Source organism: Pusillimonas sp. ANT_WB101 (assembly GCF_008369125.1).
Classification (GTDB): domain Bacteria; phylum Pseudomonadota; class Gammaproteobacteria; order Burkholderiales; family Burkholderiaceae_B; genus Allopusillimonas.
Window position 1 is genome coordinate 506,127 of sequence record NZ_VOAY01000003.1, and the last position, 21,900, is coordinate 528,026.

At 55.6% G+C, this 21,900-nt stretch carries 18 protein-coding genes; 6 read left to right on the plus strand and 12 right to left on the minus strand.

What is annotated here, in order from left to right:
- Positions 1-101: 101 nt before the first annotated feature.
- From FQ179_RS15065 to FQ179_RS15095, 7 genes are all read right to left on the minus strand, one after another.
- Entirely contained in the window at positions 102-956 is an 855-nt protein-coding gene (locus FQ179_RS15065) for an endonuclease/exonuclease/phosphatase family protein (RefSeq protein ID WP_149398122.1), read from the minus strand.
- A gap of 22 nt (positions 957-978) precedes the next feature.
- Positions 979-2,769 carry an aspartate--tRNA ligase gene (gene aspS / locus FQ179_RS15070; protein ID WP_149398362.1) on the minus strand — a complete coding sequence of 597 codons (1,791 nt, stop codon included), beginning with the start codon at positions 2,767-2,769 and terminating at the stop codon, positions 979-981.
- 157 nt (positions 2,770-2,926) lie between these two features.
- A complete protein-coding gene (locus FQ179_RS15075) occupies positions 2,927-3,229 on the minus strand; it encodes an FmdB family zinc ribbon protein (RefSeq protein WP_149398123.1) in 303 nt (100 codons plus the stop codon).
- A 149-nt stretch (positions 3,230-3,378) separates the two neighbouring features.
- The gene (locus FQ179_RS15080) at positions 3,379-4,659 is read right to left on the minus strand and encodes a putative Na+/H+ antiporter (RefSeq protein WP_149398124.1); all 1,281 of its coding nucleotides are present in this window, start codon (positions 4,657-4,659) and stop codon (positions 3,379-3,381) included.
- 57 nt (positions 4,660-4,716) lie between these two features.
- A complete protein-coding gene (gene ubiA, locus FQ179_RS15085; protein WP_149398125.1) occupies positions 4,717-5,679 on the minus strand; it encodes a 4-hydroxybenzoate octaprenyltransferase in 963 nt (320 codons plus the stop codon).
- 54 nt (positions 5,680-5,733) lie between these two features.
- A complete protein-coding gene (locus FQ179_RS15090; protein WP_149398126.1) occupies positions 5,734-6,933 on the minus strand; it encodes a PLP-dependent aminotransferase family protein in 1,200 nt (399 codons plus the stop codon).
- Between the two features lie 271 nt (positions 6,934-7,204).
- A complete protein-coding gene (locus FQ179_RS15095) occupies positions 7,205-8,116 on the minus strand; it encodes a LysR family transcriptional regulator (protein WP_149398127.1) in 912 nt (303 codons plus the stop codon).
- Between the two features lie 458 nt (positions 8,117-8,574).
- Here FQ179_RS15095 and FQ179_RS15100 point away from each other — a divergent pair, with 458 nt between their 5' ends.
- Positions 8,575-10,740: a malate synthase G gene (locus FQ179_RS15100; RefSeq protein WP_149398128.1), complete on the plus strand. Its 2,166-nt coding sequence runs from the start codon at positions 8,575-8,577 to the stop codon at positions 10,738-10,740.
- Between the two features lie 162 nt (positions 10,741-10,902).
- Here FQ179_RS15100 and FQ179_RS15105 read toward each other — a convergent pair whose 3' ends face one another.
- Both FQ179_RS15105 and FQ179_RS15110 read right to left on the minus strand, forming a co-directional pair.
- Entirely contained in the window at positions 10,903-12,093 is a 1,191-nt protein-coding gene (locus FQ179_RS15105; RefSeq protein ID WP_149398129.1) for an acetylornithine transaminase, read from the minus strand.
- Positions 12,094-12,146: 53 nt separating this feature from the next.
- Positions 12,147-13,067 (minus strand): EamA family transporter, encoded by a 921-nt coding sequence (locus tag FQ179_RS15110; protein WP_149398130.1) that lies wholly within the window; start codon positions 13,065-13,067, stop codon positions 12,147-12,149.
- Between the two features lie 215 nt (positions 13,068-13,282).
- Between FQ179_RS15110 and FQ179_RS15115 the strand changes: the two genes are divergently transcribed.
- Positions 13,283-14,155 (plus strand): MOSC domain-containing protein, encoded by an 873-nt coding sequence (locus FQ179_RS15115; protein ID WP_149398131.1) that lies wholly within the window; start codon positions 13,283-13,285, stop codon positions 14,153-14,155.
- Positions 14,156-14,280: 125 nt separating this feature from the next.
- Here FQ179_RS15115 and dinB read toward each other — a convergent pair whose 3' ends face one another.
- Positions 14,281-15,462: a DNA polymerase IV gene (gene dinB, locus FQ179_RS15120; RefSeq protein WP_149398132.1), complete on the minus strand. Its 1,182-nt coding sequence runs from the start codon at positions 15,460-15,462 to the stop codon at positions 14,281-14,283.
- Between the two features lie 158 nt (positions 15,463-15,620).
- On the opposite strand from dinB, the gene FQ179_RS15125 reads away from it, so the two are divergent.
- Entirely contained in the window at positions 15,621-16,205 is a 585-nt protein-coding gene (locus FQ179_RS15125; RefSeq protein WP_149398133.1) for a DNA-3-methyladenine glycosylase I, read from the plus strand.
- A gap of 228 nt (positions 16,206-16,433) precedes the next feature.
- Positions 16,434-16,580, plus strand: a complete 147-nt coding sequence (locus tag FQ179_RS22335; protein ID WP_188074624.1) for a hypothetical protein — start codon at positions 16,434-16,436, stop codon at positions 16,578-16,580.
- Between the two features lie 294 nt (positions 16,581-16,874).
- Here the strand turns inward: FQ179_RS22335 and FQ179_RS15130 are convergent, their stop codons facing one another.
- Entirely contained in the window at positions 16,875-18,941 is a 2,067-nt protein-coding gene (locus FQ179_RS15130; RefSeq protein ID WP_149398134.1) for a TonB-dependent siderophore receptor, read from the minus strand.
- Between the two features lie 251 nt (positions 18,942-19,192).
- Here FQ179_RS15130 and FQ179_RS15135 point away from each other — a divergent pair, with 251 nt between their 5' ends.
- Positions 19,193-19,498: a hypothetical protein gene (locus FQ179_RS15135; RefSeq protein ID WP_223146271.1), complete on the plus strand. Its 306-nt coding sequence runs from the start codon at positions 19,193-19,195 to the stop codon at positions 19,496-19,498.
- Positions 19,499-19,662: 164 nt separating this feature from the next.
- On the opposite strand, the gene FQ179_RS15140 is transcribed toward FQ179_RS15135, so the two are convergent.
- Positions 19,663-20,592 carry a LysR family transcriptional regulator gene (locus tag FQ179_RS15140; RefSeq protein WP_149398135.1) on the minus strand — a complete coding sequence of 310 codons (930 nt, stop codon included), beginning with the start codon at positions 20,590-20,592 and terminating at the stop codon, positions 19,663-19,665.
- A gap of 142 nt (positions 20,593-20,734) precedes the next feature.
- Here FQ179_RS15140 and FQ179_RS15145 point away from each other — a divergent pair, with 142 nt between their 5' ends.
- On the plus strand, positions 20,735-21,874 hold the full coding sequence (locus tag FQ179_RS15145; RefSeq protein ID WP_149398136.1) for an iron-containing alcohol dehydrogenase: 1,140 nt from the start codon (positions 20,735-20,737) through the stop codon (positions 21,872-21,874).
- Positions 21,875-21,900 lie beyond the last annotated feature (26 nt).

Sequence of the window (21,900 nt, forward strand, 5' to 3'; positions counted from 1 at the left end):
TGCGCGTGTCAACCCTGCGCGGTCAGCAAACCGCACAGGCCAACAGGCGCTATGTGCAATATCAAGAAAAACGTATCAGCCCAGAAAATGCCGCTGCGACATCAGGGGAGTTCAAGCTCGGCGTACAGCGGCGCGTGATCAGAAATCTGTCGCCATGGCAGGCCCTGAAGCACCCGCGCCTTACGCACGGCGAACCCACGCTGATAAATGCGGTCTAGCCGCAGCCAGGGAAACGCTGCTGGAAACGTACGCGGCGGTGGTGCCAGTCGCGCCCCACCATGCATGCCCAACTCATGCACGTTTTGCACCAACGGTTTTTGAGTGGGTACCAGCAGCCCGCTGCGCAGCCGTTGCATTGAGTTTCGTAAAAGTTTCGGACCAGTGTCAGAATGAGGGGCAAACGAAAATACTTCGTACAGACCCAGTTGTTTTACAAACAACGGTGCCAAGCGGTTATTCCAGTCGTTGAAATCACCCGCGATCAGCATGGGTTCGCCTTCTGGAACCAGGCGCTTAATACGCTCAACCAGCGCTGCCACCTGACGTGAACGCCCCTTTGCGAACAAGCCCAAGTGCACGACCAGACAGTGCACCGGCACGTCGTCGATATTAACTTGCGCATGCAACAGACCACGCTGTTCCATTCGATGGTCTGAGATATCCTGGTTTTCGTGGTGAACGATAGGAAAACGCGACAGCAATGCATTGCCGTGATCAGTCTGCGCGCGTATGGCGTTACAGCCATACGCCGCATTCATGCTGAGGGCCGCGCCCAGCGACTCGTGCTGGGCATTGAGGCTGATGCGCTGCTCATTGCGGCCCTGAACTTCTTGCAGAAACAGCAGGTCAGGGTGCAGGCCATACAGCCCCAGGCGCAAGTCTGACAACGACTCGCGGGCACCCGTGGCTGAGCGCCCTTTGTGAATGTTGTAGCTTACGACCCTAATGACGGACACGCACGTCCTCCCTATAACCCCTTTACTTTACATCAACGGCGCGCAGACGGATATGAAGTTCCTTCAACTGCTTTTCGTCGACCACTGAAGGCGCATGCGTCAGCAGACACTGTGCGCGCTGCGTTTTTGGAAAAGCAATAACGTCACGGATGGAGTCTGCCCCAGCCATCATCGTGACCAAACGGTCAAGGCCAAACGCCACACCACCATGCGGTGGCGCGCCATACTGCAGCGCATCGAGCAAGAAGCCAAATTTTTCGCTGGCCTCTTCGTCATCAATATTGAGCGCCCTGAAAACCTTGCTTTGCACGTCGGCGCGGTGAATACGCACCGACCCGCCGCCTAGCTCCCAACCATTGAGTACCATGTCGTAGGCTTTAGCAATGGCACGGCCCGGGTCGGTGGTGAGAAAGTCTTCATGACCATCTTTCGGGCTGGTAAACGGATGGTGGGCGGCAAAATACCGACCTTCTTGCTCATCGTACTCGAACATGGGAAAGTCAACGACCCAGAGGGGCTTCCAGCCTGCCTCGAACAAACCATGCTCGCGACCAAACTCGCTGTGGCCGATCTTGACCCGCAGCGCACCAATAGCGTCATTGACGACTTTGGTGCGGTCAGCGCCAAAAAAGATCAAATCGCCGCTTTGTGCCCCGGTACGGTCAATCAGCTGACGCAGAGCATCGACATTTATGTTTTTGACGATGGGTGATTGCAAGCCTTCGGGTATAGCGGCAGCATCGTTGACCTTAATATAGGCCAGCCCTTTAGCACCATAAATGCCCACAAACTTGGTGTAAGCATCAATTTCGCTGCGGGGCATGACGGCACCGCCAGGCACACGCAAGGCCACTACGCGACTGCCTGGGTCATTGGCCGGTGCAGAGAACACCTTAAAATCGACTTCACGCATGAGGTCGGCCACATCAACAAACTCGAGCTTGACACGCAAATCGGGTTTATCAGACCCAAAACGGCGCATGGCTTCTTCCCAGGTCATGGTCGGAAACTGCGCCGGCAGCTCAGCCTTTTGCACGGCAACAAACACCTGACGGATCATGCCCTCGAAGATTTCACGAATCTGTACTTCGTCGAGGAAAGAAGTTTCACAGTCTATCTGCGTAAACTCTGGCTGGCGGTCAGCACGCAAGTCTTCATCACGAAAGCACTTGGTAATCTGATAATAGCGGTCAAAGCCAGCCACCATAAGCATCTGTTTAAAGAGCTGCGGCGACTGCGGCAGTGCGTAAAATTCGCCGGCATTTACCCGCGAAGGCACCAGGTAGTCACGTGCACCTTCAGGCGTACTCTTGGTAAGCATGGGGGTTTCAATATCGACAAAGCCCAGCGCATCAAGGTATTTGCGCACTTCCATGGTGACACGGTAGCGCAGCATAAGATTGTTCTGCATTTGCGGGCGGCGCAAATCAAGCACGCGGTGCGTCAGCCGTGTTGTTTCGGACAAATTGTCGTCATCAAGCTGGAACGGCGGCGTAACAGACGGGTTAAGCACCTCGATTTCGCGACACAAGATTTCGATTTCGCCCGAAGCCAGATCAGTATTACGGGTACCCTCGGGGCGCATGCGCACCAGACCTGTAATACGCACGCAGAATTCATTGCGTATGCTTTCGGCAGTGGCAAACGCCAACTCGTTATCCGGGTCTACGACAATCTGGGCCAGACCTGCACGATCACGCAAATCAATGAAAATGACCCCGCCGTGGTCACGGCGACGATGAACCCAGCCAAACAGGGTGACTGTCTGGTCGAGATAGTGAGTGTTGACCTCGCCGGTATAGCAGGTACGCATCAAGGATTACTCCGTATATAAATATCTTGGGTTGAAACCGAAGCGGGCCATTGAAAGCCCGCTTTCTGGTTACCGGAACAGGGCATGCCAGGTTTTACGGCACGTACCCCCCGGGCACGACATCATTGTTTGGGCACATCGCCCCGCACAGCAGCCATCAGGTCGATGACTTGGGAGCAGGTGTTGGCGCAGGAGCGGGGGTGGAAGCAGGTGCCGACGCGGCGGCCGTCTGGCCACCGCCTTCGCCCGACGACGTGGCCGGGTTGGGAGCTGAACCGTTATTGCGAAAATCAGTAACATACCAACCCGTGCCTTTCAGCTGAAAGCCTGCGGCGGTAACCTGCTTTACGTAAGTTGCCTTGCCGCACTCAGGGCAGTCTGTGAGTATGGGATCAGATAGTTTTTGCAAAACATCCTGGGCATGGCCACAGGTGCTGCATCGATAAGCATAAATAGGCACGACAAAATCCTAGCGAAAATGTCCAGAAACTGCGCCCCGCCGCAGGCAAACCCGGGCACGCGGCCCTGAGCAGCTTTGATGAGCAACGAAGCAAAAAGAAGCCAATTTTAGCCCTTTTTGCAGCCCCGTACCCGGTACGGGGCTGCAGTTTAAAAGCGGCCGAACAAGATGAACATCATTGCGGCCACCAAAGTAGGCACCGCCGCCGACAGCAAGAGCTTGAGCGGCGAGATCGCGCCATCGGGAAAGCATCGCTTCAAAATGGAGAACCCGGCCGGGTTGGGTGCATTGGCAATCACCGTCAAACCACCACCTGTAACCGCCCCGGCGACCAGCATGTAGCGCCAGACTTCGTCGGTTCCTTCGACCAGCGAACCCAAATAGGTCAACGCAGCATTATCGGTAAGCGCCGTCAGTGCCGTGGCACCCCAATACAGCACAATCGGGGAAAGCCCGGCAAGCAGCTCTTGCAACCACCATTTTTGCAGACCACCCAACACCACCAAACCGGCCAGAAAGAACCCCACCATCAAGCCTTCACGGATCAGCAGCGCGTTCTGGTGACGGCTATAGGCGTGGGCATAGCCAATGAACAGCATTAGCAGGCCCAGGAATATTGCCGCATGGTGAGCCGACATCACAATACCCACCAGGAAAAGCACGTGAACAGCAATGACGGAAAGCGGAACTGGGGGGCGAACCTTGCTACCCTCTTCAGCCGGCAAGGCACCAAGCGAGCCATCCAGCAGGTGTTTGCGAGAGATAAAGGTAAGCAGGCTGGCGTTGATGATGACAGCGACCGCTGCGCGCCAACCGAAATGCGTGGCCATGTAGGCCGTGTCCCAGCCAAAGGTGCCAGCCACCATGAGCACAGGCGGTGCGGCATAGGCAGTAAGCACGCCGCCTATGGATATGTTGACGAACAGCACACCCAGGGTCAGGTATTTAAAGCCTGCCTGACCCGGCCTGCTGAAATAGGCATCGCGCAGCAGCAGCGCCGCAAGCGTCATGGCTGCCGGTTCGGTAATAAAGGAACCGGCCAGCGGCACGAAGGTCATGGTGACAAAAAACATGGCCAGCGCATTGGGCATGGGCATAATGCGCGCAATGCCTTTTACGAACATGTTTACCAGCTCAATAATGGGTCGACTGGCAGCCACAACCATAATGGCAAATACGAAAGCAGGCTCGGTAAAGTCGCGCGTATCGACGTAGGCGACCATTTCATCTACATTGACCAGCATCGCCATGCCAAACAGCATGACGCACGCCCAGACGCCAAATACAGCCTCGACTTCTGACAGCATATGCCACAGCCCGGCATGCGGGCCATTGCGATTAGCCAGGCGGGCGAAAACGGGCACGGAGAAAGTGTGGATGATGGCAATCGCAAAAAGCGCTGTTGCCACATATTCGATAATACTTGTCATCTTCCAGTCTTTTTTTTACTAGTAAGGCAAAAAGCCACTTATCAGAAAGGCGCTGTCTCACAGAGGCAAGACAGTACCCGCAAGTGCAGCCACAATCAACATTACGCCAACTGTAATGTTTGCGCGAAACAGCATAAAGCTGCGATCTGGTCGCGCAAGATCAAAAATACTGATCTGCCAGGCAAAGTGCGCGCCTATGGCGGCAATTACTACGTAATAGGGCCAGTTCATGCCCATGGCATAGCCACCCCACAGCCACAGGATCACCGTAGCTGCGTAAAAACCGCCTATCCACACACGCCCGTTGTCACCAAACCGCATGGCGGCAGACCGCAGCCCAAGCTTGAGATCATCGCGCAGATCCACATACGCGTATACCGAATCGTACCCGACTTGCCACAACACTGCGCCCAGCCACAAAGCGATCGCTCCCAAGGGCACACTATTTTGCGTGTCGGACCACGCCATAAGCATGCCCCAGTTAAACCCTATGCCCAGTACAACCTGGGGCCAATACGTAAAGCGCTTGCACAGAGGATAAACAATAACAATAGGCACCAGGGCCACGGCCAGCCATCGGCTATACGTGTTAAGCGCGAGCAGTAACAAGGCACAAACGGCAAGCTGAGCGAACACAAACCACAGCGCGTTTTTCAGACTAAGCTGGCCACTGGTCAGCGGACGAAATCGCGTGCGCTCAACCTGACTGTCAAAGTTGCGGTCAAAAATATCATTAAAGCAGCAACCTATACCCCGCATCAGCAAGGCGCCCAGAGAAAAAATAACCAGGCGAAACAAAGTAGGCCAGCCATCAGCAGCCTGAACCAGCGCCGCCAGACAGGGCAGCAGCGTAAGCCAGGTACCTACGGGCCGGTCAAGGCGGCACAGCCGAGCATAAGGCCCCCAGGAACGCGGCAGCCAGCGTTCTACCCAGTCGTCGGGCCGCATGTCGGCGAGGTCTGGCGTGCCAGGTGCCCGTTCAGACAGACGCTGATGTGAAGAGTTACTGGAAAAAGTCATTACCAAATAGCGAAGATTGCGAATACGCACAAGGCGCAATGCGCGCCTTGTGGCTTAACTTTGTTTGATGAGTTCGCCCAAAATAGCGATACCCTCGCGGATTTTTGCTTCTGAGACCGTAACGAAACTGAGCCTGAGCGTATTGTCTTGCCGCCCCTCACCCGCAAAAAACGGAGCACCTGGCACAAAAGCAACATTGCGGGCAACGGCCTGTTCGAGCAGCTTGCTGCCATCAATATGCGCCGGCAACGTCACCCAGATAAACATGCCGCCGTCGGGCTTCGTCCATGAACAGGTGCTGGGAAAGTGCTCTTCAATAGCATCGAGCATGTAGCCGCACTGCTCTTTATAGAGCTGGCGCACGACGGGCAGATGAGTATCAAGAAAACCATCTTTAATGGTTTCGTAGACAGCCATCTGGGTGAGCGATGCCGTATGCAGGTCAGTAGCCTGCTTGATCTGCACCAGCTTTGAAATAATGGGGCGTGGCGCCACGATATAGCCCAAACGCAAGCCAGGCGCGAGCACTTTTGAAAACGAGCCCAGGCGAATAACTGTTGCACCCGCAGCACGCCCGAGGCCCAAAAGACCCGGCAGCGCTTCGCCAGCATAACGAAGCTCACCATAAGGGTCGTCTTCGATAATAGGCACTTGCAGCATCGCACATCGCTCTACCAACGCCTTACGTCGCTCAAGACTTAACGTAAGCCCGGTCGGGTTGTGAAAATTAGGCAGAGCATATAGAAAACGCGCACCCGCAGCCGTTTCAGGCGTGAGGCTCTCGGGAATAAGGCCACCCTCATCGGTGGGCACAGAATGATAATCAGGCTCGAACAACGAAAACGATTGCAACGCACCCAAATAACTGGGCGCCTCAACCAACACCTTGCTGCCCGGATCAATAAACAACTTGCCCAGCATATCAAGCGCCTGCTGCGAACCCGAAACAATAAGCACCTCTTCAGGTGAAACGTCGCCAGCCCCAGAGCGCTTGAGATCTTGCGCCACCCAGGCACGCAACGGTGCATAGCCTTCAGTAGGGCCGTATTGCAGCGCTGACTCGCCCTTGCTTTCAAGTACGAGATCAAAGGCCTGCTTCATCGCCTGAATGGGAAACCCCTTAGGTGACGGAAGCCCCCCGGCAAATGAAATAATTTCAGGCCGCTCAGTAACCTTGAGAATTTCTCGAATGGTTGAGCTGGTTAGCAGCTGGGCGCGTTTGGAAAATGTGTAGGAAGATGAGTACGAATCCATGATTCAAGCCTGAACGCCCCAAGAAAGCGCATAAAAAGAGAATCCGCTAGATTACCGCAAGTCGCGCCAAAATGCAGCGAAATGCAAATAAGCGTGGCAAGCGGCCGGCCCGACGTCTAATCTGCGTATACAGCGAAGTACTAGCGCGGGGGAAGTCGTGCATCGCCCGACCGGATGACGGCCGGAAAACAGCCTCAACCCGCACGAAGGCGTCAAAAGAACCACGCGCAGCAAAATGTCTCTCGCGATTGAGAAGACAAAACCTCAACCATCACCCCTCCTCACCCCAATACCCCTCCACGTTATAAACCCCTCTCAAAAACTCAATAAACGCCCGCACCTTCGCCGGTAAATACCGCTGCTGCGGATACACCGCCTGAATGTCATACCCCGGCAGCGCAAACTCATCCAGTACCGTCACCAGCTCTCCGCGCCGCAACTCCGCCTGAATTTCCCACGTAGACCGCCAGCCCACCCCCAGCCCCTGCTTCACCCAGTCATATAGCAGCTCGCCATCATTGCAGGCCAGGTTCCCATCTACCCGCACTGCAAAAAGCTTACCCTCACGCGCAAACGTCCAACCCTGCTGCTGTCCACCCTGAAGATTGAACGCCAGACAATTATGATCGGCCAGATCCTCAGGGCTACGCGGTACGCCGTACTGCTCAAAATACGCAGGCGTACCGCACACCACCCGCTGATTAGGAAACAGCCGCAGCGCTACATAGTTAGGGTCGCGCACCTCGCCAATACGAATGCCAACGTCATACCCCTCGCGCACCAGATCGGCCACACTATCCGTAAAATTAAACGACAGCCGCAAATCAGGGTACTGTTCCCGAAACGCTGCTGCGTGCGGGCCAACATGGCGCCGTCCGAACGCAGCAGGCGCAGACACCACCAAATGCCCCCGTACCGCAGAGCGCCCCGAACTGACGCTATCTTCAGCCGCGTCAAAATCGTGCAGCAACTGCTGACTGCTCTCGAGAAAACGCTCGCCCAACTCTGTAAGCTTGAGCCCACGCGTAGACCTATGCAGCAACTGCACACCCAACCTGCGCTCCAGCGCAGTAAGACGCCGCCCCATAACCACCGGCGTCACCCCTTCGACCAGCGCGGCTGCCGCAAAACTACCCTTTTCGGCTACCAGTACAAAACTGCGCACGGCGGTATAGCGATCCATACGGTACCTTTTATATAGAAAACCCCAACAATTTCATGCATTGAGCCATTTAACCCGTTACAGAATATACTAAAAGTATCGACAGTAACGACATCCGCGGGGATTCAAAACCAAGCCAAATTCGCCTATGCTGACTACAAACGACGCCTGCCATCATTGGCTGAAACGCAGTCATCATGGTGAAAATAAGCACTGGGAGCACACGAAAACTGTCCAAATGCTTAATACGCCATTACCAACTCTTATGTCTTATAAAAGAGTCGTAGCCTATAATGGGCGTCGATAATGGCGCGTCAGATAACAACAGCCAGCCATTACCCCGGGCAAGTGGCCACCCGCTGGCTTTCGCGCGCTGCCCACACTACGGCACGCCTTGCGCATTGCCCACCAAGTATCCCAACGGCATACAGCGGCCACACATCATCTTCTTTTTCAGAAACTTTTAACGAGGAAACCACATGACAGAGCGTACGTCTTGCAAACGGCTAAAAGTCGCAACTGAACTGTTTGAATTTGTCGAGCGCGAAGCGCTGCCTGGCACAGGTGTCGCCTCGGACGCGTTCTGGGCCGGCTTTGATGCCTTGATCCATGACCTTACCCCACGCAACCGCGAGCTGCTTGAGCACCGCGATCGCCTGCAAGCTCAGCTTGACACCTGGTACCGCAGCAACCCCGGCCCTATTGCCGACATGGCGGCCTACCAGGCCTTTTTGCGCGAAATCGGCTATCTGACCGACGCCCCTGACACGGTGGCCATCAAAACCGAAAACGTAGACACTGAAATTTCTGCGCAGGCTGGCCCACAGCTTGTTGTTCCCATTACCAACGCCCGTTACGCCCTGAACGCCGCCAATGCGCGCTGGGGTAGCCTGTACGATGCCCTGTATGGCACCGATGCTATTTCGGAAGACGGTGGTGCCACCCGCGCTGGCGGTTACAACCCCGCTCGCGGCGAAAAAGTCATCGCCTTTGCCCGTAAGTTTCTGGACGACAGCATTCCCCTTGCAACAGGTTCGCATGCCGACGCCACGGCCTATGTGGTCAGCAACAATACCCTGCAAGTAACCCTTGCCGACGGCAGCACCACCAAACTGGCTCAGCCTGAGCTGTTCCTGGGCTATCGCGGCGAGCCAGCTGCTCCTGAAGCGCTGGTGTTTCGCCATCATGGTCTGCACTTTGAAGTCCAGATCGACAAGTCTAGCGCCATTGGCAAGCAAGACAAGGCCGGCGTCAAAGACGTACTGCTCGAGTCTGCCATTACCACCATTATGGATTGCGAAGACTCCGTGGCTACAGTTGATGCCGCAGACAAAGTGCAGGCCTACCGCAATTGGCTGGGCCTGATGCAGGGCACGCTAAGCGAAGAAGTATCCAAGGGCGGTAAAAGCTTTACCCGCACGCTCAACCCCGATCGCGAGTACACCGGTACCGACGGCAAAACACACACACTGCATGGCCGTTCGCTGATGTTCATTCGCAACGTCGGTCACCTCATGACCAACCCGGCCGTACTCGACGAGCAGGGCAACGAGGTGCCAGAAGGCATCCTCGACGCCGTCTTTACCTCGCTGATGGCCAAGCATGACCTGCAGCACAAAGGCAACTCGCGCGCCGGCTCCATTTACATCGTCAAGCCTAAAATGCATGGCCCTGACGAAGTGGCCTTCGCCAACGACTTATTCGCCCGCACCGAAGCCCTGCTGGGCCTGGCACCTAACACCATCAAAATCGGCATCATGGACGAAGAGCGTCGCACCAGCGTCAACCTCAAGGCCTGCATTGCCGCCGCGCACCAGCGTGTCGCCTTCATTAACACCGGGTTTCTGGACCGCACTGGCGACGAAATGCACACGTCGATGGAAGCCGGTCCCATGGTCCGCAAGGGTGACATGAAGAAAAGCGTCTGGATTGACGCCTACGAGCGCAACAACGTGCAAACAGGTCTGGAGTGCGGCCTGCGCGGCCACGCCCAGATCGGCAAAGGCATGTGGGCCATGCCTGACCTGATGGCTGACATGCTCGAGCAGAAAATCGGCCATCTGAAAGCCGGTGGCAACACCGCGTGGGTGCCTTCACCCACTGCCGCCACACTGCATGCTCTGCACTACCATCAACTTGACGTGCAAGAAGTGCAGCGCGGCATGGAAGGCAAATCCGAGCCATTGCTCGAGAAAATCCTTACCATCCCCGTGGCCACCGACACCAACTGGAGCGCCGAAGAAATCCAGCAAGAGCTCGACAACAACGCACAAGGTATTCTCGGCTACGTGGTGCGCTGGATCGACCAGGGTATCGGCTGCTCCAAAGTGCCTGACATTCATGATGTCGGTCTGATGGAAGATCGCGCCACACTGCGTATTTCGAGCCAGCACATGGCAAACTGGCTGCGCCATGGCATTGTGACTGAAGAGCAGGTTCGTGCAACCTTGGAACGCATGGCGGCCGTGGTCGACAAGCAGAACGAGGGCGATCCTCTCTATCGCCCCATGGCAGGTAACTTTGATACCTCGTACGCGTATCGTGCTGCATGCGATCTGGTGTTCAAAGGCCGTGAACAGCCTAGCGGTTACACCGAGCCACTGCTGCATGGCTGGCGCCTGAAGCTCAAGGCCGCTGCGCACTAAGCCAGGCCAGTAAAAAGCGCCCCGTAACAGGGGCGCCTTGTAAGTTAAAAGCTGCCGGTTCGCCGGCAGCTTTTTTACTTGTTGCTTGTGTGATCGGTGCCCTATTGCTTGAGAGCCCCACACTAAAGAACCCAGGCCTACTGTGCCCGGAGTATTGTCTGCTCAACTGCGAACGCGGGCTACGACCTCTTCAAGTTGCGCCAGCATCTGCGTGATTTCTTGCTCAGTCACATTAAGTGCAGGCATGAAACGCAGCAAGTTGGGACGAGGTGCATTCAACAACAAGCCTTGGGGTTCCCAATCACGCGCCGCCTCGACAATGGCTGGCCCGTCATCACGGCCAAGCATGAGCGCCCGCAGCAGGCCGTCGCCACGCTCGCCCTGCATGCCCCATTTGTCAGACAATGCATTCAGGCCATCGGACAGTTGTTTAGCCCGGGCATTAACGGCGTCAAGAAAACCGGGGGCCATTAACGCATCAAACACGGCCACACCGGCTGCCGTCATAAGAGGGTTGCCGTTATACGTGCCACCCTGATCGCCATGCACAAAAACAGACACCTCTTCGCGCGCACACAATGCCGCCAAGGGCACGCCAGCGCCTATGCCTTTGCCCAGCGTCATGATGTCGGGCTGAATATCTGACAGCTCGTAGGCAAACATTTTGCCCGTTCGGCCATAGCCTGTCTGCACTTCATCAACGATGAGCAGCATATTGTGCTCGGTGGTCAGGGCACGCAGTGCCTGCATGAATTCGTGTGTTGCAGGGATAACGCCCGCCTCGCCCTGTACCGGCTCAAGCATGACTGCCACGGTCTGGTCATCAATAAGCGCACGGACTGATTCAATGTCATTGAGGTCAGCCTTGGGGAAGCCGTCTACCTGTGGTGCAAAGATTTTGTCCCAGCCCGGCTTGCCCGATGCCGACATCGTTGCCAGCGTGCGGCCATGGAAGCTGTGATCAAAGGTAATAATTTTGAAAGCGCCGTTGCGGTTGAGCTGGCCCCATTTGCGCGCAAGCTTGATCGCACCCTCATTGGCCTCAGCCCCGCTGTTGGCGAAGAACACACGATCAAAACACGAAGCGCCCGTAATACGCTTGGCCAGTGCCATGGACGGCGCGTTATAGAAGGCCGGCGAAGGGTTGATCAGCGTAGCCGCCTGGTCGTTGATGGCCTTGACCACCTCTGGCGGGCAATGGCCCAGACAGTTGACCGCCCACCCCTGCACAAAATCGAGATATCGCTTGCCGTTGTGATCTTCGAGCCATGAACCTTGCCCGCGCACGAAAACCAACTCGGGACGCGAGGTTATTTCCATAAGTGCGTCCACGCCCGACCGATCGAATGTCATCTTGACTTCCTGTAAAAAAGAGATGGCTGCAGCAAAGCCTGCGAACCGAGATTTTAGCGCGTTACACCGCGCACTGCCGTGAACCTGCCGAGCAGGCGTTGCCCAAATACATTAACCGCCAACCCCGCCATGACCACCACGCCACCCAACCACTGCGCCATGGCCAAGCGCTCACCCAGCAGCCACGATGACGACAACAGGCCCAGCACAGGTATGAGCAGGCTGAGCGGTGCTACCTTGCTGGCAGGATGGCGTGCCAACAGCCGCCCCCACAGGCTATAGCCCATTACCGTCGCGACAACGGCCAGGTAGAACACAGCCAGCACACCCACATAGGTGATGTTTTGCAAACTGGAAACAATAGCGGGCGCCCCCTCAAAGTAAAGTGACAAACCCAGAAAGGGTAGCGGCGGTATCAGCGCCCCCCAGACCACCAGGCTTAGCATATCGAGCTGGCGGGTTCCTTGTGCTGCCATGTTGCCAGCCCGCTTGACCACGATATTGCCCGTCGCCCATGACAGTGCCGCCAGCAGCGTCAGTGCAAAACCAGTGAGCGTCATCGTGCCCGGGGCCGCCCCGGCCTGAATCAGGCCCAGGCCCACAGCGGCAACCGCCATACCCAGCACGTTATGCCATCGCACGCCCTCACCCATGAGCACGGCAGCAATAAGCACGGTAAAAAACGCCTGAGACTGCAAAACAATGGAAGCAAGCCCTGCGGGCATGCCGACCGACATGGCGACGAAAAGAAAGACAAACTGCCCCAGGCTAATGGTTAGCCCATAGAGAACAATAATGCGCCAGGGAACGGCCGGTCGACGGATGAAAAACACGGCCGGCACTGCCACCAGGCCGAAACGCAATGCACCCAACAGCAACGGTGGCACTTCGCTCAGGCCCAGTTTGATGACGACAAAATTAAGCCCCCAAGCGGTAATCACCGCAAGCGCTGCCAGCCAATCTTTAAGGGGCATGAATTTCCTTTTTGCTGCACACGAAACAACCAGTATTATGCGTGAAGAACTCTCGCAAAGTGTCCGTTGCTTCGCCGCTACCATTCAGGAGCAGCTTCAGCGCAGGCAGATCACTGCCTTATGCCACGGCAGCGAGAAAAACCAGGCCTGCGCCAGGTGCTTGGCCACGTGCGCATACCCGACCGCCGCCTTCTAACTTTGTCACTTTTGTCATCATGTCTCTCAGCATACTTAGCCTGCACAGCTACCCGGTGAAATCCTGCGCCGGCATTGATCACACCGAAACCACCATCACGGCGCGAGGCCTGTATCGCGACCGGCAATGGGTCATCGTCGACGCGCAGGGCATATTCATGACGCAGCGCCAGCACGCCCGTATGGCGCTGATACGGCCTCGCTTCCTGAACGCTGATCTAATTCTATCGGCCACCGGCATGCCCGAGCTGACCGTGCCGTGGTCTACTGGCAGCCAATCACTTCCTCAGGTCAATGTGCGGATCTGGAAACAAGACACCCTGGGTTTCGACGAGGGCGATGCGGCAGCGCAATGGCTTAGCCAGTTTCTCGGGCTGTCTTGCCGCCTTTTGAGGGTTCATCCTGATGCCCACCGCGCCGCCAGCCCCCCGCATGTTGATGCCTGGCTGGAGCACAATACAGACTGGGCTGACGGGTTTCCTGCCTCTCACGAGTTCGGTTTTGCTGATGGCTTTCCATTTTTGATCGCCAACCAAGGTTCCCTTGACGAATTGAACCGCCGCCTGCTGGCCAAAGGGCAGCCCGCCGTACCCATGAACCGCTTCCGCCCAAATATCGTGGTGCAGGGCCTGGATGCCTACGAAGAAGATTATCTGACCGGCATGCAAACTGGCGACCTCACCTTTGCATTCGTCAAACGGTGCGCACGCTGCCCCATCCCCAACATTGATCAGGCGACAGCAGTATCAGCACCCGAGCCAGGCATTACCCTGGCCGAGCACAGGCAGTTTACCGACGGCGTGCTGTTCGGAGTCAACGCCGTGGTATCTGGCACAGGGCAAAACACCATGATTCGCGTCGGCGATACGGTCGAACTGCACTATGATTTATAAGGCCAGGCGCCTATGCTTGGTTCACCGGTTCACTGATTTACTGTTTCAGGAGTTCGGTAGTGCCGTAATTCGGTAAATCGGCAATTCGGCAATTCGGCAATTCGGCAATTCGGCAATTCGGCAATTCAGTACAAACTAAGCTGAACAGGTGCTCTGCGCGGGCTGCCATCACCTTCTGGTGTGCTGGACTCCAGGCTGCTTACACGCACCCCCAACAGCCGAATACGGCTCTGATCAAGCTCTATACGCTTTAAACAAGCACCCGCCGCATGATGGATGGCATCGGCGTCAGCCACGGCATCAGGCAGCGTAAAGTCTCGCGTTACGGTTCTGAAGTCATGAAAGCGCAGCTTGATACCCACTGTGCGGCCCGTATAACCTTTGCGACGCAGATCACCCTCAAGCTGCTGGCACAGTTGCTGAAAGATGGCTGAAAGCTCAGCGCGATCGCGATGCACATGCAGGTCACGCTCAAATGTGGTTTCACGGCTGATGGATTTGGGCTCAGAATGTGTGCGTACAGGACGGTCATCCTTGCCATGCGCCACCTCGACCAGCCAACAGGCATAAGAAAGCCCGAAGTGACGTTGCAAGAGCTCAGGGCGGGCATGGGCCAGCTGCTCGACAGTAAGTATGCCCAGGTCACGCAACCGGGCATCAGCCTTGGGGCCTATGCCATTAACCTTACCTACAGGCAGCGGCCAGATCCGCTTCTGCAAATCGCCGGGCCCGATAATCGTAATGCCGTCTGGCTTATCAAGCTCTGAAGCGATCTTGGACAACAACTTGTTGGGTGAAATGCCAATTGAACAGTTCAGGCCAGTGGCATCGCTGACCGCCTGCTTCAGGCGCTGCGCCAATGTGAGAGAGTCTTCAGGGTGGTCGGTAAGATCAATGTAAATTTCATCAACACCCCGGTCTTCGACCTGCGGGGCAATGTCGGCAACCGCGGCCTTGAACAGCCTTGAATAATGCCGATAAGTGGCAAAGTCTACGGGCAGCAAAATAGCATCGGGCGCCAGTTGCGCCGCCTTCATCATGCCCATGGCTGAAAACACGCCCAACGCCCGCGCCTCGTAGGTTGAGGTTGTGACCACACCGCGGCCTGTATACCCTCTGAGCCGATAAAACATACGCTGGCCGTCAGGCAGCGTATGGGGTTGATACCGGCCGCCCGCACCAATGACAACGGGCAGACCGCGCAATTCGGGGTAGCGCAGCAACTCGACCGACGCGTAAAACGCATCCATGTCGAGGTGGGCTATACGGCGGGGGCGATTGTCAGGGGCGGCAGGCGGAACAGGCATTATTTTGTTTGCTGTATGTATACACAGCGATTATAGGCTGTTGTGCCGTCAATGCAGCAGGCATACAGTGCTGTTCTAGAATAGTCACCTATATATCCTCCTATTATTAAGCAGAGTTGCTGTCCAGCACGCCCTGCATAACCTGTGTTAAGTCCTCTATGAAACGTTGCCACTGGTGCACCAGCGACCCCATTTACACGGCTTACCACGATACCGAGTGGGGCGTACCCTCGTACGATTCTCGGCACTTGTTGGAAAAGCTGGTGCTTGAGGGCTTTCAGGCGGGGCTTTCGTGGATCACCGTACTCAAAAAACGCCCCCGGTTTCGCGAGGTGTTGTTCAATTTTGATGCGCGTGCCCTGTCAGAAATGTCTGACGATCACATCGAAACCCTTATGCAAGACACCGGCATCATCCGCAACCGGCTCAAGCTGCATGCTGCCCGCAAAAACGCCCGCCTGTGGCTGCTTCAGGATGACCCTGTGGCGCTGATGTGGTCGTTTGTAGGGGGTAGCCCCATCATCAACCACTATGCGCGGCACGAAGATATACCTACGATCACACCCATTGCTCAGGACATGAGTCGAACGCTAAAAAAAATGGGGTTCAAGTTTGTGGGGCCCACCATTTGCCAGGCCTATATGCAAGGCATAGGGGCGTTTATGGATCACACCACCGATTGCTTTCGACACCAGGAACTGGCTGGGCGAACAATCAGCCAGACGCAAAACCCCGACTCATAAAGCCAGGCCCTCGCTTTGTTAAATCATCGGGCCGCCAGTGGTTGGCAAGACAGGCTGCTCGTTACAGAGGCATCACAAGGCAAGCTACAGGCATCGAATCGACCTGAGCTGAGTTGAACATGTGGACGACATCTGGTCTAAATGGTTGATTTTCCTTCTGGTTTTGGCAAATAACGGGTATGCTCGAATAGTCGTCTGACACCAACGCAGTTTCCTCAGGAGCTCACCATGGCCAAAGGCCAGTTACACGGCAACCGCGAAGCCAAGAAACCCAAGCAACCTAAAAAACCGGCACCAGTGACCGCGCCGTTCGGGTCTGGCAGCGCCAAAAATGCACAGTCAGGCAGCGATGCCCGCAAGAAGAGCCCAGGTTAATTACTGACTCTACTTACCAGAATGCAACAGTGGGGCCACAATGTGGCCCCACTTTTTTTTAACGATTACAGATCAAGTTCGCGATGCGTAATTGGCCATCGCGCTAAGCGACTGTGGTTCCATCGTGGTGATGCGATTGCTGTGCTTCGAAAGCGGTGCTTTTATAACCGTACTTTCAAGACCTTACTGGCATGACAGTGCTTCTGCACGCGACACCAGCAGAGCAACTAACATGACAGCGCTACCGGCGCTGTCCTCGCCCCCAATCTGAGCCACAGAAGCTCAGACGACACATCAATAACGATAATTAAAGCTGACCCGATAATTGCGACCCGCTTCGGGCAGGCACGTGCTCATGGTGGGCGGCGTGCAAACACCGGCCTGGTTGTAGTAGAACTTGTCGTCCACGTTGTTAATGCTGACATTAACATTCATGCGATCGTTGCCCTGCGGCTGCCAGGTCAGGTAGACATCATGTACGCCATACCCCGCCTTGCGTGCGGTAATGCGGTCAGCGCCCTCACCCACCGGAACATCAATATGCTCAAACAGCCGGCCACGCCAACCGATTTCAACGGCAGGCACTGGGAAGCGATAACTGACGCTGGCAAGCCACTGACGGCCCGTGGGCATATTGTCGAGTACATAAGCCTTGTAGGCGTCGTTAACCCGAGGCTTGCTGTAGCTTATGGCCAGACGGCTGCGAAAGCCACCATCACGATAACCCAGCCCTACTTCATACCCCCGGTTGACCAGACGCCCAATGTTGTCTTGGTACCTGGCAGCTGTGGTGCCGATGTAGTCATAAATATTTTGCCGGAAAACCGTAGCCATGGCAGAAAAATGCTCACCCGCCCACTCGGCACCAAGCTCCATATTGACCGCCCGCTCAGCCTTAATGCCTTCAGCCAGTTTGCGGCTGTCACCCCAGGCCAAGCCAAGAATGTATGGTTCGTAAAGACGAGGGCTACGACTTGCCTGTGCCACACTGGCCTTGAATGTGAGTTCAGGGGTGGCGTCGAAGATTAAGGAAGCGCTGGGGTTGATATTGGATCCGGACCCCTTGCGGTTGCTGGTGTCAGTAATGCGGAAGTGGTCATAGCGTAGCCCGGTGGTGAGAGTGAACGGGGCAAAGTCCCAAATACCTTCTGCATAGGCACCCCAGTCTACCTTGCCTTCACGCCCACGACCCACGGTGTAGTGGGCCGTGGAAATACGCTCATCACGCCAGTTAAGGCCATATTTAAGCGTATGCTTGCTCCACAGCGTGTTGACCAGCCCCAGGTCGGCACCCGTCGTTTTAGCCGACGCATCGCTATGTGCCGGCAATACCCGCCCCGTTGTTGGCATAGGGCCGGTGGCGTCTTTGACATCATGCATCTTGATGTGGAACAGATTTACATCGAACCGATCAGCAAAGCCAAAATTTTGGCCGTGATACTGCAGCGAGCTGGTGTCCTGAACCAGACTCGAATCAAAGGTGGGCAAACCGCGCAAACCGGCAACGTTGAACCGCAGTGGGCGATAACCCTCTTGCTGCTCACGCCGCTGGCTGACCACAAAACGATGCTGAGGCGAGAGCGTTAGCCCCACTTTGGCGAGGTAGCCGTCCTGATCAAGTGCCGAATGGTTGACGCGATTGCCGTGACCGTCTTTGTAGTCTTTTTGGGTGACCAGATTGCCAATTAAAATGGCGTCGACATGCTCACCAAATTTGCCATATACGGCGCCTGAACGCTCCCAACCTTTGTTGCTGCGCCAGCCGGCACCAGCTTTAAAGCCCAGGCTGCGCCCTTCTTCGAGCAGGTCTTGGGCATCGACCGTGGTCATGCGGATGGCACCACCCGTAACGCCGATACCCGCACTGGCAGAACCTGAGCCCTTTTCAATCGCCACTGACTTTAGCAGCGCCGGATCAAACATAAACCGGCTTTGGTGGTGAAAGATTTGCGCGTTCTGGTTGGCGCCATCAACTGAAAACACCACCTGGTTTTCACCCAGGCCGCGAATAAAGATTTGCTGCGACGCCCCGTTGCCGCCGCTGACGTTAACCCCATTCTGATTTTCGAGCACGTCTTTCATATCAACAAGCGTGCTCTTTTGTACAGACTGCCATGTGGTTTTATCGGTCGTGCCGCCGCTGGTCGAGGACACGGTAATGGCATCAAGTTGGGTAGGCTGAATTGTCGCCAACGCCGGGCATGCAGCCAAGGCAATGGCCATACCGACGATGAGCCTATGCCGGGTATACAGATGACGAAGAGGGTGACTGAAGAAAAGACTGGGGGAAGGACTGGAGGAGAAGCTGGAGCAACGAAGCTCGCCGGAAACGGCTTCGCGCGTAACGAAGAATGGTTTCATCGGTGTGATTGATATGTGATGCGCAAATAGATGCGAACTAATACAGACTTGGAGGACCCTGCCTCTTGCCCCATGACGCGATACACACCAGCACGACAAGCCTGCGGAACCCTCCGACGAAGGCGCTTACGATAAGATGTTGGCTCATGGCCAACATGCTAACGAGAAGCGTTCGCATTATACATTTAGACATTAAATCATGCTAACGCTGCAGATTGTCGACAGAGGCACTCGCCCGCGCACTGATGACCATGTTCGTCATCTCCGAGGTTCACCCCTTCAAGGATGGCAACGGCAAAACAGCGCGGCAGGCCGCTCGCGCAACATCGTGCCGACGGTGTATCGCGAAGATTATCTGTTTCCGCTCAAGAGCCTGTCGAACCATGCCGACACGGGGCCCTACATGCGAGCCATGCCCCGCATCCAGGCCTGGACGGCGGCCTTTGACTACAACCGGCCCCGACACCTCCTCCATGAGGCACTCAAGCGCTGCAACGCGTTCGAAGAAGACCTGCGAAACTACCGGCTGGTGTTCCCTGAGGCCGACGCAGGGATGAGGCTTTGAATCGGGCACCTATGCAACGGGGTATCGCCTGATTATCAGGTAGAAGGTCAGCATTAACGGCAGATACCAATTTGCGATACTAATCTTGGCCGTCTGAGATCCTCATAGGAAGAGATCAATGGTCTGACACATACCAAGCAATAATTACGAGAAGCCTTAATTATTAACCGACATCATGACTTCTTCTATAAATAAGGTGGCGATTGGCGATAGTCTTCGGTCGCGCCGTGTCACGAGATAATAAGGTTCACTACGAGAATGCAGTTCAAGTGGTAGCACGCTGGTTATGCCGAAACGCGTACAGAAATGCGCTGCGTCGATAGATAGCAGGGCGACCATGGAGCGATTGCGCTGCAAGAGCGACAACGTCGCGAATGCGGAAGTGGTTTCAACCAAGTTCGATGGAAATTGCAGGTTTGCCTCATGAAACTCGCGCTCCAATAATAAACGCATAGGCATATTGGCCGAATAAACCACCCAGCGGTAACTGGATAGATCAGCAAGCACGAGCTTCTTTACTTTTGCCAGCGGATGGTCGACATTGGCCACAATAGCTAATTGTTCTTCCCGTATATTTACCGCTTCGTAGAGGCGGGGGTGGTCGCTAACGCTAGTTCGGCATATTGCCAGATCCAGACGGCCATCATCGAGCAGGTGCAGAAGTCGACCACTGGTGTCTTCCACAATCTGTACCGACAGGCTGGGCCGTTTTTCTAGCAATCGAGACAGGGTATCGGTCAACTGAGGCACTGCGCCCATGATCACGCCGATGGTCAAGCGTCCCTCATGCCCTTGCAAAATGCTGACCATATCTTCTCTGAGATGAGCCAAGTCGGTCGTTATCAGGCGAGCATACCTAATGGCGCAACTGCCAAGCTCAGTGGGTTCCAGTCCGCGATTGGTCCGAATGAACAATTCTGCGCCCAACGCTGATTCGATTTCTTGGAGCGCCCTGGTGGCACCGGGCTGCGTCAATGAGACCTGCTCTGCAGCTTTCATCAACGATCGGCAATCATCCAAAGCCATCAGCAATCGAAAATGCCTCAAACGCAGCCTGGAAATAATGGAATTGAGTTGGGGGAGCATGGCTATGATAATTAGTTATACCAGTATCAGGTTCCATCATTAGTCAGAGTTTGAGTTTTTACTTAAAGTCTAAACATCTCTTTCGCCTGTCGATTTGTCAATACAGCGAAAGTATGCCGACATACTCTGTTGATGGTGACCAATGAGCCTCATAAGCTATGTGACACAAGTTCAGTTCGGATTTGGCGCAATCAAGCTTCTACAGCAAGAGTGTGACCGCCTCAGCATACATCATCCGTTGATCATTACAGACCCAGGCGTACGGGCCAGCGATCTATTCGAAATGGTAATAGATAACCTGGCGGGAGGTTCGCACACCGCCATATTCGACCAGACGCCGTCCAACCCCAACGAGCAGGCTGTACGACTGGCCGCTGCCCAGTATCGTGAAGGAAACCACGACGGTCTCATTGCAGTAGGAGGAGGCTCATCCATCGATCTGGCCAAGGGTGCAGCCGTCTGCGCAACGCATACCGGCCCGCTAAAAAATTTCGCGGTAATAGAGGGTGGAGCTGCCCTGATCACCTCGGCGACGGCTCCCGTTATTGCTATTCCGACCACTGCCGGAACCGGCAGCGAAGTGGGTCGTGGCGCCATCCTCATTCTGGATGACGGAAGAAAAGTCGGCGTGATCTCACCATATCTGGTACCCCGACTCGCAATCTGTGACCCCGCACTGACAATGACTCTTCCGCCTTTGCTGACGGCGGCTACAGGAATGGACGCTATTGCCCATTGCATTGAAACGTTTATGTCGCCCGCCTTCAACCCTCCGGCTGACGGAATTGCCCTGGATGGACTGGAACGCGCATGGCGGCATATTGAACGGGCCACACAGAATCCCGCTGACCGGGAAGCCAGACTGAACATGATGAGTGCATCCATGCAAGGGGCGATGGCTTTTCAGAAAGGCCTGGGGTGTGTGCACAGCCTGAGCCATTCACTGGGCGGTATCAATCCGGCATTACATCACGGCACTCTCAATGCCATTTTTCTGCCGGCTGTCATAGAGTTCAACAGTACAGCGCATTCCATGCGCGAGGAACGAAAACTAGAACGCATGGCTCGAGCCATGTCGATAGCTAATCCTGACGAAATCGGCGATGAAATCAGTGCCATGAGCAAACGCCTTGGCTTGCCCGATGGAATGGGCAAACTTGGCGTCGATCGCAACATGTTCCCCATGATCATTGAGGGCGCTTTAGCTGATCACAGCCACAACACCAATCCGCGCGAGGCTTCAAGGCAGGACTACGCTTGCATTCTGGAGCAGGCCATGTAGCTCCAGGTAACCAAGCACCGGAGTCA